Origin of the sequence: Novosphingobium naphthalenivorans NBRC 102051 (assembly GCF_001590985.1) — a bacterium.
In the GTDB taxonomy this organism is placed as follows: domain Bacteria; phylum Pseudomonadota; class Alphaproteobacteria; order Sphingomonadales; family Sphingomonadaceae; genus Novosphingobium; species Novosphingobium naphthalenivorans.
This window is the reverse complement of record NZ_BCTX01000100.1, coordinates 1-12,857: the sequence shown is the minus strand read 5'-3', so window position 1 is coordinate 12,857 and position 12,857 is coordinate 1. Positions and strand designations below refer to the sequence as shown.

At 60.6% G+C, this 12,857-nt stretch carries 7 protein-coding genes; 5 read left to right on the top strand and 2 right to left on the bottom strand.

Features of this window, described 5'->3' with window-relative positions; translation table 11 throughout:
- Positions 1–447: 447 nt before the first annotated feature.
- Positions 448–621, bottom strand: a complete 174-nt coding sequence (locus tag NN5_RS26435; protein WP_169801036.1) for a hypothetical protein — start codon at positions 619–621, stop codon at positions 448–450.
- A gap of 306 nt (positions 622–927) precedes the next feature.
- On the opposite strand from NN5_RS26435, the gene infA reads away from it, so the two are divergent.
- The 3 genes from infA (at position 928) to rpoD (ending at position 4,989) form a co-directional block, all read left to right on the top strand.
- On the top strand, positions 928–1,197 hold the full coding sequence (gene infA, locus NN5_RS21820) for a translation initiation factor IF-1 (protein WP_067738237.1): 270 nt from the start codon (positions 928–930) through the stop codon (positions 1,195–1,197).
- A gap of 730 nt (positions 1,198–1,927) precedes the next feature.
- Positions 1,928–2,575, top strand: coding sequence for a cold-shock protein (locus NN5_RS27220; protein ID WP_067738235.1), 648 nt, complete (start codon positions 1,928–1,930; stop codon positions 2,573–2,575).
- 386 nt (positions 2,576–2,961) lie between these two features.
- Entirely contained in the window at positions 2,962–4,989 is a 2,028-nt protein-coding gene (rpoD, locus tag NN5_RS21805) for an RNA polymerase sigma factor RpoD (protein WP_067738231.1), read from the top strand.
- Here rpoD and NN5_RS26680 read toward each other — a convergent pair.
- Complete coding sequence (locus NN5_RS26680) at positions 4,967–5,308, bottom strand: site-specific integrase (RefSeq protein WP_067738229.1); 342 nt, start codon at positions 5,306–5,308, stop codon at positions 4,967–4,969. The genes rpoD and NN5_RS26680 overlap by 23 nt on opposite strands.
- 837 nt (positions 5,309–6,145) lie before the next feature.
- Between NN5_RS26680 and NN5_RS21795 the strand changes: the two genes are divergently transcribed.
- Positions 6,146–11,737, top strand: coding sequence for a DUF3320 domain-containing protein (locus NN5_RS21795; protein WP_067738227.1), 5,592 nt, complete (start codon positions 6,146–6,148; stop codon positions 11,735–11,737).
- Positions 11,738–12,147: 410 nt separating this feature from the next.
- Positions 12,148–12,857 (top strand): ArdC family protein (locus NN5_RS21790; RefSeq protein ID WP_067738224.1); only part of this gene is annotated, 710 nt, incomplete at its 3' end.

The window sequence follows — 12,857 nt, the reverse complement described above, 5'->3', positions numbered from 1 at the left end:
AGCATGAGGTCGTGCAAAACCCCACCGAGGGGTGGCTCTGCAAATAAACAGAACTCTGCCCGCCGAGCAGTCGGAATTTGGCGTCGAAATGGCGTCGCATGACTTTTTTCAGGGCGAGCGTTCCAAGGCCAAGCCGATGCGACCTTCATTACCACAAACCCTCGCCCCTGGCAGCAAACTTGCGCAGCAAGTGGCTCACCTGAAGCTGTCCGAGCTGCGAGGCCTGGGCTATATCCAGCAATGTGTGATCGCCGTCCAAATCGGGCTGGCTCAGAAAGTTCCTGGCAGCTTTGCGGCCCCCGAGAATGTTGTGGGCCAGGCGCCAGACTTCCTCACGCCTGCGATAGACCAGAGAGTCCCTTGGCCACCCACTCCATTGCCTGCCGTGCGAGCCAGGCAAGGCGTGCCGGAAAGGCGGCGTAACACTCGTGCCTGGTCGCCGCTCGCTCATATCCAGCCGGGATACCTTGATACGCCCATTTCTTCACGCAACCGAGTGATGCGTTTCTCGTAGTGGCGTACCAGATCGAATTGACGCTGGCGCTTGCCCGCTTGCACATCAGGTGTGTCGAGCTGGATCAATGCCAGCTGATGATGAAAAAGTAGTTGATTGAGATCCATGTCGCACCTCCATTTTGCGGGAGCACGGTGGGTCTCTCAGTCGCCGATTTGCGGAAAATATCCGGCAATAAAATCCTTATACATCATTTTCCGTTAAAAGCCATTTTTTTGGCTTACCTGCTTCAATAAACACGCCATGCAAATATATTTGCAATTTTCAATTTATCACCTATATGTGAAATTGCTGCGTTATTTGTAACGACAAGCCATGGCCGTATCGCCTGACGCTTCCCGACATCTGCCCAGCTCTCATGCCGCTGTTGTGCCTGCACAACGGCCCGCTTTTCGCATTTCAGGATGGAATGATTGGCCAAGGAAGAACTGCTAACCATGGAAGGGAACATCGAGGAAATTCTCCCCGATGGCCGCTTCAGCGTTCTGCTCGACAACGACCACAAGATTATCGCTTATACGGCGGGCAAGATGCGCAAGTTTCGCATTCGCTCGGTTGTAGGCGACCGGGTCCATGTCGAAATGACGCCATACGACCTGTCCAAGGGACGGATCGTCTTTCGCGAACGCACTCCCGGCCAATCGGGCGGACCGCCACGCCGGCGCGGCGGCTTCAAAAGATAGGAAATGCGGCCGCTGCGCCGCGAAGACAGGATATCATGCATACCAATTTCACGGGGCCGGCAAGGCCTTCCAAGACCATCAAGCAACGTCACGCAAGCACCCAGTTAACGGCGGTCCTCCCGCTGCCTGGCATGCTCAGCCGCGAACATCTGCGACGGCTTGTTGCCGCGATGGTGGACTGACTGCGGTCTTTTTGGATCCGCAACGGAGCGGCAGTCGCAGCGGCGGAGAATGCTGCGGCCGCGTCACCCTTCCCACAAAGTTATTTTACAGACGAGATCGAGTGGCGGCAGTACTTGCCGTTCGGGGCTTCCTGACCAGGTTGCGAGGATGCCCTCATTTCGCGCCGCCCGAGCGTGAACTGACCTGCTCGCTGCATGCAATGCACGGCACCTTAGTTGATTTGCACATCCAACTGAGACGCTGCCAAATGTCCAACCTCCCCGGCATTCGGTGATGGAGATGCACACCAAAAAACATGTCTGCCATCAAGAAGACGAAAAGTCATCACGAGCGGCAAGGATGGGGCGACTGCGGCTGCCATCCATCACCATGTTAGCGCCGCCTGCATGTGAAACTTCGATCCGTCCGCAGAACTCTGGTCGCCAAGTAGGCGCAGCACTGCTACCGGCTCGCATCCCTGTATCCTGAAACGGATCCTGCAGCCTTGCGTGCTACGTTCACTCGCGAGGATGAATTTCTTCGAGCGTAGATTTAAGGTGTTTAAAAGATGGCATTTGACAGGGGAAATCGCGGCAATGGCCGCGACCGGTTTGGCGGCGGTGATGATCGCTGGGGTGGTGGCAACGATCGCTTTGGCGGCGGCCAGCGTGGCGGCTTCGGTGGATCGCGCGGTAGCGGTTTTGGCGGCGGCGGTTCGCGTGGCGGCCCGGGCCAGGTCGTCGGTCAGGGCCGTGGCACCGTGAAATTCTTCAATCCGGACAAGGGCTTCGGCTTCATCCAGCTTGAAAGTGGCGGCGAGGATGCCTTCGTGCACATCAGTGCCGTGCAATCCGCCGGTCTCGAAACGCTGGCCGAAGGCCAGCAACTGGAATTCCAACTGGTCGAGCGCAACGGCAAGGTTTCCGCGTCCGATTTGTCCATCGTCGGCGACGTCGTCGTTGCCCAACGTCGCGAACAGGCCCCGGCGCCACGTCAGCCGACCGGCGAGAAAGCCACCGGCACGGTCAAGTTCTTTAACGGCGCCAAGGGCTTCGGCTTCATTGTACGCGATGATGGCCAGCCCGATGCGTTCGTGCATATCAGCGCCGTCGAACGCTCTGGCCTGCATGGGCTCTCCGAAGGCGATCAACTTGAATTCGAGATCGAGATCGACCGTCGCGGCAAGGCGTCTGCGATCAATCTGGTTCAGCGCTGACGGACTTAGCCATGGCTGCCGCAGGTGGCCATGGCATCATCTTCGGCTTTCCTGGATCGCATCGCGATCAGCAACGGAAAGCGTGCGCCTTATGTTGAAGGCCCTGATCCAAGCCGCAGCCTACAGGCTGGCGGCGGGGGCAACGATCCGCATCCTTCAGCCGTATGCGGAGCGCATCCGGCTGCGAGCGGGCGAGCCGTCTCGTGGAACGGAGGTCCGGCCACATTACTTGAACCCCGGAACTTGCCCCCCGGAACTTGGGTTGATTCAATTCTTGCCTGAAAGGTTGCTCTTCGGCGGCGTTGTCAGGCGACTGATCTTAAAACCTGGTCTTGTCCTGACGGAACGATCGTCATGAAAAGGCTAATAAGGCGACAACCGATTGCATGACTAACGACGATCGCAGCGGCGACAACGACTCACCCCTTCTCGACTTTGACAATGGGTCAGTCCAGCGGTTCATCGCGCGCGCCAAACGCAAGGGCGTCATCACGGTCAAGGAGTTGAATGCCGCCCTGCCGCAGGACCAGATGACCACCGATCAGATCGAGGACATCATGGCCGCGATCTCGGAAATGGGCGTCAAGATCATCGAGGACGATGATGATGAGGACGATGAGGAAAGCGGGCAGGAAGACGGCGCTGAGGGCGTCGATGATCGCGATGACGAGTCCGGTTCGGTTGATGAAGGCAATTCCCGCCGCCGTCCTGGCGAGACCCGCAACGCGGACACGCTCGGTCGTTCCGACGACCCAGTACGCATGTATCTGCAGGAAATGGGCGCCGCCGAGATGCTCAGCCGCGAGGGTGAAGCGGCCATCGCCAAGCGCATCGAAGCCGGCCGCGACATGATGATCATGGGGCTCTGCGAAAGCCCCATGACCTTCCATGCAATCATCGGGTGGTCCGAAGCGCTCAACAATGGCGACATGCTGCTTCGCGAGATTCTCGATCTCGACGCGATGCTCTCCAAGGAGCCGCAGCCCGAAAACCTGAGCGAGGACGGTGAAGCCGATGGCGAGATTTCCGCTGCCACCGCTGGTCCTTCCTTCAAGGACGATGACGACTCCGTCGGGGACAACCCGGAGGAAGTCGACGAAGACGGCAACCCGGTCGCCAAACGCAGGGTCGAAGACGATGAAGAGGACAACACCCTCTCCCTCGGCCAGATGGAAGCCGCGCTAACGCCGGAAGCGCTGGAGAAGTTCGCGCTCATCACCGAACTGTTCCGCACCTTCGAACGCCTGCAGAGCGAGCGGCTGGACGCTCTGGCGTTGGGTGTCGACTTCCCCGGCGCGAAGGAAGACCAGTACCTGCAACTGCGCGAAGATCTCACGGCGCAGGTGGAATCGGTGCAGTTCCACGCGGCCAAGATCGAGTATCTGGTCGACAACCTCTACGGCTTCAACCGCCGCCTGACGGCGCTGGGCGGGCAAATGCTGCGTCTGGCCGAGCGCCACAAGGTCAAGCGCGCCGATTTCCTGGAAGCCTACACGGGCCGGGAACTCGACGACACCTGGGTCTCCGAAGCCGCCAAGACGGACAAAAAATGGGCTGCCTTCGCAGAAAACGAGGCTGAACCTGCCGAGCGCATCCGGCTGGAAATCTCTGACATCGCCACCGTCACCGGCATGGCGATCCCCGAGTTCCGCCGCATCGTCAACATGGTCCAGAAGGCGGAGCGTGAAGCGCGCATCGCCAAGAAGGAGATGGTCGAGGCGAACCTGCGCCTGGTGATCTCGATCGCCAAGAAGTACACCAACCGCGGCATGCAGTTCCTGGACCTCATCCAGGAAGGCAACATCGGCCTGATGAAGGCAGTCGACAAGTTCCAGTACCGCCGCGGCTTCAAGTTCTCGACCTACGCGACCTGGTGGATCAGGCAGGCGATCACGCGTTCGATCGCGGATCAGGCCCGCACGATCCGTATCCCGGTCCACATGATCGAGGCGATCAACAAGCTGGTGCGCACCAGCCGGCAGTTCCTCCACGACCAGGGCCGCGAGCCCACGCCGGAGGAAATGGCCGAGAAACTGTCGATGCCGGTCGAGAAAGTGAAGCGGGTTCTGAAGATTGCCAAGGAGCCGATCTCGCTCGAAACGCCGATCGGCGACGAGGAAGATAGCAGCCTTGGCAACTTCATCCAGGACGAGAACGCCGTCATGCCGGTGGACGCGGCAATCCAGGCCAACTTGAAGGAAATGGTCACTCGCACGCTGGCATCGCTGACGCCTCGTGAGGAGCGTGTGCTACGCATGCGTTTCGGCATCGGCATGCCATCAGACCACACGCTGGAAGAGGTCGGACAGCAGTTCTCGGTGACACGCGAACGTATTCGCCAGATCGAAGCGAAGGCACTCCGCAAGCTCAAGCATCCGAGCCGTTCACGCATCATGCGAGCGTTCCTCGATTAGGCACTGGCCGCCAGGCGACGTGGCGGACTTGCGCTTTCAACCGCTTGCAATGGGACCGAACGCTATTGGCGTGGAAGAGAACGGCTAGGCCCGGGCCATAGGCCACGCCCAGCGCCGCCTTGTACTGCATGCCCGGTGCCGACTGGAGCAACCGTGCGGCCTCCTCGACACTCAGCACTTCCGGCAGCCGGGGCACGATGCGGGTGACGACCAAGGCCCGCACCAGATCGCGCCGCTTGAGCGTGACGTTGAAAAGGAATCGCAGTGCCGACACCGTGCCGTTGATGTTCGACGGCCTGACACCGCTCTCATGCTGCATGAGCTAGAAGCGGCGAAGGTCCTCTTCCGTTGCCGTATCGTGAGGGCGCCCCAGGAAGGCTGCGAGGCGCTTCACATGGCGCCCGTAATCCTTCTGGGTATGGGGCCGAGACCCCGCATCATCATGTCGTGTTGCATCCGCTGACGGAGCGGGCTGATCGGGGCGGTGTTGATCGAGACAGTCATGGCAAGTTCCTCTTCGTTGAAGGAACTGCCAGCGTCGCCCCGCTAAAGGGCCACATATAACACGCTACACTGCACCACGCGCCTCTGCCGCGAAGCGGGTTCGTGCAAGGGTCGCATACGCTGAAGGAGTCCGCGTTGGCGACCGGCGGCTAATAACCTTCGCCTCTCCAAAGGCGACAGTCCGCAACCGGCCCGCCATTCTCGTTCCCTGCCGCCGCTTGCTGTCTTTCAGAACGTCCAGTGTTTGGTTGAAAGTCGCCCTTTCGACTCCGGCGCGGGAATGGCTGCAAAGTCCCAGACCACGTCATAGCTGAAGGTCTGCTGCCTAGCGCTGGAAAGCCGCAGCCTAACGGCAAAGATGGCGCAATGCCGCCTCTGCTGAACTGTCGGTGTGCCCCTAACGGTAGCATGTTGGCACGCATCGCGGAAAAGGCAGTCACGCCTTCTGCCGACGTCGCTTAAAACTATCTGGAGAAAATTGAATAAAGCTCGCGTTGACCCGCCTTTCAGGAGGCAGCCTTTCAATTCTGTAATCCTGCCGTGAGGTCATTGGACGATTGACTGATTTTTATCATGCTTCGGGACCCGTTAACTAGATCACCGCTGGACTTCGCTTAAGCCTTTAAGCACGATTGCTTGAAGGGGGGCACGCATGGCGACGAATCCAATTTCGCAGACCGACACTGGGACGGCGACTGTCTTTCAAAGTGATCTACCGATTGCAGAAAAGCTCGATCGCGCTCGTATGGAGCTCCTCGACCTTTCTGCGCGCAATCGCCTCTTGAACATGCCGCGCTCTTCCAAGGGCGCCCGTTCAATTGAAATTGTCGACGAAAAGAGCGCCGAAATCTTCCGTCTTCTGGTCCAGGAAGGGCGCGTTTTCACATTCGTAGCAGGTAAAGCTGCGCGCATTGGAGACGAAGCGGAAGGTGACGCCGTCGAAGTCGATGAAATCACCGATCTTGCCCAGCCTGACGACGATGTGGCCGACGATCGGGGCGTCTTTAGCCGTCATTCCGACACGCGTCTTCAGACCCGCTTGACTCCGAAGGGGCTGCAAAAGCGCTTGCTCGAACTCTACTTCGACGCGCGCACGCTCGAGGAAGAACAAGGCGTCAACATCCTGTACCTCGCGATGGGGACGTTAAAGTGGATCGATCCCACCAACGCCTCGAATATCCGCTACGCGCCGCTTCTGCTGGTGCCGGTCTCACTCGAGCGCGGTAATGCGGGTGAAAAGTTCAAACTGAGAGCGCGGACCGAGGAATTTGCATCCAATCTATCGCTCGAGGCTTATCTCGACCGCGTGCACGGAATTCGTATCCCCGAATTCGAGGCCACCGACAGCTTCGACCCGATCGCCTACATGGACGAGGTCGGTGAAGCGGTTTCCGCGAAACCGGATTGGTCAATCCAGCACGATGACATGGCGCTCGGGTTCTTCTCTTTCGCCAAGTTTCTCATGTACCGCGATCTCGATCCTGAGACCTGGCCCGAACATGCCAAGATCAGCGAACGCCCCTTGATTCGTGGCCTTTTGTCGGACGGTTTCGACGGTGCCGAGGGGATGATCCCCGAGGACGCCAATATCGATCCCTTCATCCCGCCAGCAGAGATGATGCACATCGTCGATTGCGATAGCAGCCAAGCTTTGGCGGTGCACGAGGTCCGCCGTGGCCGCGATATGGTGATCCAGGGGCCACCGGGTACTGGCAAGAGCCAGACGATTGCCAATATCATCGCCTCGGCAGTGGCCGATGGCAAGACCGTCCTGTTCGTGGCCGAGAAGATGGCCGCTCTCGAAGTCGTCAAGCGCCGCCTCGATGCCACGGGCGTGGGCGATGCATGCCTGGAGCTACACAGCAACAAGGCGAACAAACGCGCATTGCTCGATGAACTTCGCCGGACTTGGGAACTGGGGGCACCGAAGGGTGAAGATCCCGGCTCTCTTCATGCGCGCCTGACTGAGGCACGCGACAATCTCAATGGACACGCCGTGCGCATGCATCGCCTGCACGCCTCGAGCGCCCTGACGCCCTACCAGGCAATTGGGCAACTTGTGCGACTTCGCAGCGATGGAGAGCGGCCCAACGACCTCGTGCTCGAAGCGCCAGCATCTTGGACGGCCGATGAATTCTCCGAATGCCACGGGGTGCTTTCCGAGTTGGTGGAGCGTGTCGAAGCCATCGGCCGTCCGGCCGATCACGTCTGGCGCGGCGTTGGTTTGTCCTCAGTTACCCCCATGGATGTCGAGCGGTTCATCGCTCGGATCGCAGCGATGGCTGAAACTCTCAACGCTATCGAGATCAGGCAGAGTGACCTTGCCTCGACATTGGAGCAGCCAGCGCCAAATGCGCCCGCCGAGGTTGCGCCCCTGATTAAGCTGGCTCGGCGCATTTCCGAGGCCCCAAGGCTCACTGCCGAGGCACTCGCGTCGGACGAATGGAATGCAAGGCCCGATGACATAACCGCGCTTCTTGCCAACGGCACCAGGCTGTCAGCGCTGCGGGAAAAGCTGAAGCCGCATTTTGCAGAAGCAGCATGGTCGGAAGAAACGACCAACGCGCGGGCTCAGCTGGGTCTTCTTCCAGAAACTTTTTCTCGCCAGTCGTTTGCAGCCTTTGAGGATTTGAACGAACTCCTGCCGCGTCTGAAGACGGAAGGAGAGGCGCTCGCCCGCGCAATGGGTCGAGACGCTCCGACATGTCTTGCCGATGTCCGTCGTCTGGCTCGTGTCGGTGAACGTGTCGTCGCTGCGCCGGATGCGAGCCCTGGCGCATTCGCGGCGGATTTGTGGGACACAGGCGTTGAACGTGCGGGTGACCTGGCTGACGCAGTTGAGCGACTGGAGCAAGCGCGTGCCGCAATCGGGGATGGATTGACGGAGGCCGCCTGGTCAATGGATCTTTCCGGAACGCGTGCTGTTCTTGCAGCGCACGGAACCGGTTTCTTCAAGATTTTCAGTGGTGAATGGCGTCAGGCCAATCGCCTTGTGCGCACGATTGCCGTGCAACCCGAGCAGCCGCTCGACGACACACTTGTCCAACTCGATGCTCTGGCCAAGGGACAGAAGGCCCGGAAGGCCATCGAAGAAGGCGATGCCTTCGGAAGTAGTGCGTTTGGAGATTACTGGCGCGGTGATCGTTCGAGTTCGTCCGATTTGATCGGGCTTGTCGAATGGATGCGGTCGCTCAAGGGGCTTGGAGCAGAGCCTCGTATCGTTGCGGCTATTCGGCCCGATCGGGACGCGCTCGCCCTGCGGATCGGACGGTGTTTGGCGCTCATCAATGAAGTCCTGCCGCTGCTAGATGATATCTGGGCAGCGCTGCCTTCATCCGAGGTAGTGTTTTGCGAGGCGTTGACCGCTGAACGCGCAGAGCTCGATCCCCTGATCGCGAAGATCGGGGCATTCCATGCCGCTGATAGGCAACTAGCCGACATTTCGGTTTCGGTTGTGGCAAGTCTGCCAGAGCGGTTGGCGCTCCTGGACGATCTTGCCGAGGGGCAGGAATGTGCGGCCAAAATTGGCGCACTTGGCGACCTTGGTCGAAGCGTCTTCGCACCGCTCTGGCACGATGACCAATCGGATTGGCTGGTGCTGCGTCGGATATCCGATTGGGTCCTGGCCAATGAGGACATCCGCCAACTGGCCGCGCGAGTAGAGGATCGCAATGCTTTGCCTGAGGTAGCAGCAACCGTTGAAACCGCGATTGCTGCATTCATTAGTGACCTACAGGTTCTGCTCGACGATCTGAGCTGCGATGTTCCGGCGGCGTTCGGCGCGAACGACCTTTCGGTTCTCGATTTCGTCACAATCCGCGAACGCCTGGCCTCCTGGACGAACGGCGGGGAACAACTCTCCAAGTGGGTGGCATATCGAGACCGCGCCGATCGAGGCCGCGCCTTAGGCTGCGGGGATGTCGTTGCCCGTCTCGAAGACGGCCGTTTCGCACCGGATCGCGTCGTTCCAGCCTTTGAAATGGCCTATTACGAAGCGCTCTATGCCGATCAGATTGCTGGCGATCCTGAGCTGGGGCGGTTCGACGGGACTCTCCATGGGCGGCTGGCATCCGAATTCGCCGACCTGGATTCCCAGCGGATCGCTTCGGCGAGCCTTGAGGTCGTGCGCGCGCACCATCAGCGCGTGCCGCCGCGTGACGGCGGCGCTGTAGGACCGCTCGGCACACTGCGCGCTGAAATGCAGAAGAAGCGCGGACACATGCCGATCCGCAAGCTCATGGACAAGGCGGGGCCAGCCATCCAGGCACTCAAGCCGGTCTTCATGATGAGCCCGCTCTCGGTGGCCCAGTTCCTGGCGCCGGGCGTGTTTGAATTCGACCTTCTGGTCATGGACGAAGCCAGCCAGATACAGCCCGTCGATGCCCTCGGTGCGGTGGCCCGCGCCAAGCAGGTCGTTGTCGTCGGCGATCCCAAGCAGTTGCCGCCGACCGCCTTCTTCGCAAAAATGACGGGCAACAGCGACGAAGACGATGATGATGGCGTGGGCCGGGTCGGGGATATCGAAAGTATCCTTGGTCTGTTCACCGCGCGCGGTCTGCCGATGCGCATGCTGCGTTGGCACTATCGCAGTCGGCACCATTCGCTCATCGCGGTGAGCAATCGCCAGTTCTACGAGAGCAAACTCTTCATTGTGCCAAGCCCCTATACGGCCGAGGCGGGCATGGGGCTGCGCTTCAATCATATTCCGAATGGATTGTTCGATGCGGGCAATACCCGCACGAACCAGGTCGAGGCCAAGATCGTCGCGCAGGCGATTATCAGGCATGCCTATGAGCATCCCGAGCTTTCTCTCGGCGTCGCCGCGTTCTCGGCCGCCCAGCGTCGCGCGATCCTCGATCAGCTTGAAATCATGCGGCGTGCCTTGCCCCTCGAGGTCGAAGACTTCTTCCGCTCGCACCCGTCCGAGCCGTTCTTCGTCAAGAACCTAGAGAACGTTCAGGGTGACGAGCGCGACGTGATTTTCATTTCCGTCGGCTACGGCCCAACCGTCGCCGGAGGGCGCGTCCCGATGCGGTTCGGGCCGCTAGGGACCGAAGGTGGCGAGCGTCGGCTTAACGTGCTCATCAGCCGCGCAAAGCAGCGCTGCGAAGTCTTCGCCTCCATGACGGACGAAGACATTGATCCGGACTTCGCGCAGAGCCGAAAGGGTGTCTTTGCGTTCCGGCTGTTTCTCCATTTCGCCCGCACCGGCCGCATGACCATGGCCGAAAGCACTGGACGCGATCACGACAGCGTATTCGAGGAACAAGTTGCCAAGGCGCTCCAGGAGCGCGGCTATCAGGTATCTCGCCAAGTGGGCCTCGCGGGGTTCTTCATCGATCTCGCCATCGCCGATCCCGAGCGGCCTGGCCGCTATTTGCTCGGTATCGAATGCGATGGGGCAGCCTATCACGATGCGCGTTCGGCACGCGAACGTGACAGGCTTCGTCAGTCAGTCCTAGAGAGTCACGGCTGGACGATCCACCGGCTGTGGAGCACCGATTGGTTCCATCGTCCCAACGAGCAGCTCGATGCGATTATCGCCAAGATCGAGGCGGCCAAGGCCGAGCACGACGAGGATGGCCCAAGCAAGCCCAAGCGCGCAGTTCCAGTCGAAATCTTTGCCATCGAGCGGGAGGATGTGACGGAAATGGGCCTCGTCGCGAGTGGCGAGGATGCGGACGGTGAAGGCGGCAATTTCTACATCGAAGCGTCGCCTGAACGCCCGGCCCATTGCATAGGTGAACTGCACGAAACCCCGACAGGTACCCTGGCCGGGCTCGTCGAAGAGGTGGTTGCGGTGGAGGGACCTGTCCATATCGATGAAGTCATCGAGCGGATTCGCACGGCGTGGGGCCTTAAGCGCGCCGGTGGTCGAATTCAGCAAGCAATTGGGGATGCTGCCAAGGTGGCAGTCGGCAACGGTAAGGTTTCGCGTGAAGGCGACTTCCTCACTGTGCCGGACGCTGACGTCATCGTGCGCGATCGCAGTCTGGCAGCATCGACGACCTTGCGCCGCGCAGACCGGTTGCCCCCCGCCGAAATCGCTGTGGCCATCCTCGACATCGTGCGTGCCAATTTCGGAGCCACACGCGACCAGATCGTGCAGGCCGTCTCACGGGCTGTGGGTAACAAGGCGACCAGTTCGACTGTCCGCGAAATGATCGAGGGAGAAATCGATCGTGTTTCCCACGAGGGCCATCTTGTCGAGCAGTCTGGTCTTCTGGTGATCGCCGAGAACTGATAGCCTGATGCCTTGCGGTAATTGAATCGGCAAGGGCTGACCCGCGCATGAGGCGCGGCCGGGCCCTATTTCGCGTACGCTCAACCGAGCCACCGGCTGCGCCGCTGTCTCGTCGGCAGAGCCATGACGATCCCTGTCAGGTGGCGGGATGCGTTCTGCATCCCTTGTGCAGTCGCCGCGCTATGTGCGCGGCGGCGTAGCCTCGGCTCCAAGGTGGCGGGGGGCGTCGCTGCCCTTTAGCCCCACCCCGTCGGGGTGCAACCCGTCCGCTGCGCTCCCGGGTCCTTCATTTCATTACGGCCTTTTGAGGTGCTCCCCGCCGGTTCCGGCGGGGCTTGCCGGTTCGCTCCTGCCGCCCCCCGCTACCCTGGCGCCGGTCAATGGCGGTTGGAGAAAGGAGTGAAGGAGCCATGTCCGATACACAGCGTCAGAGCCTCTATGGCGAGGTAACAGCAAGGATCATCGCGGAGCTGGAGGAAGGGTGCGTGCCGTGGGCGCAGCCGTGGGATGCGATGTTGTGCCCGTGCGCAATGCCGCAGAACGCGGGAACGGGGAGGAGCTATTCGGGGATCAATGTGCTGATCCTGTGGAGCGCGGCGGCCGAGCTGGGGTTTGGCTCGCAGAAGTGGCTGACCTACCGGCAGGCGGTGAAGGCGGGCGGCCATGTCCGGCGCGGGGAGCGTGGGACGGTGGTGTGTTATGCCGATCGCTTCACGCCGAAGGACGAGGCCGAGAAGGCAAGGAGCGAGGACCGCGAGGCAAGGACGCTGGCATTCCTCAAGCGCTTTACCGTCTTCAATGTGAACCAGTGCGAGGGACTTCCCGAGGCGATGACAGCAGGAGCGGTGCTTGCCGATCCGGTGCTTGCCGTCGAGGCGGCGGACGAGGTGATCCGGGGCAGCGGGGCGGACTTTCGTATCGGCGGCGGGGAAGCCTTCTATGCGCCGGTGCAGGACTTTGTGCAGGTTCCCCCGCAGGCAGCGTTCCATGCCCCTATCGATTGGTACCGTACCGCTCTTCACGAACTGGGGCACTGGACCGGGCATGGCAGCCGGTTGAAGCGGGACCAGTCGGGCCGGTTCGGATCTTCCGCCTATGGCAAGGAGGAACTTGTCGCCTT

Coding starts and splice junctions, on each gene's coding strand:
- rpoD (WP_067738231.1), top strand. CDS start 2,962: ATGACTAACGACGATCGCAGCGGCGACAACGACTCACCCCTTCTCGAC.
- NN5_RS26435 (WP_169801036.1), bottom strand. CDS start 621: ATGGATCTCAATCAACTACTTTTTCATCATCAGCTGGCATTGATCCAG.
- NN5_RS27220 (WP_067738235.1), top strand. CDS start 1,928: ATGGCATTTGACAGGGGAAATCGCGGCAATGGCCGCGACCGGTTTGGC.
- NN5_RS21795 (WP_067738227.1), top strand. CDS start 6,146: ATGGCGACGAATCCAATTTCGCAGACCGACACTGGGACGGCGACTGTC.
- NN5_RS26680 (WP_067738229.1), bottom strand. CDS start 5,308: ATGCAGCATGAGAGCGGTGTCAGGCCGTCGAACATCAACGGCACGGTG.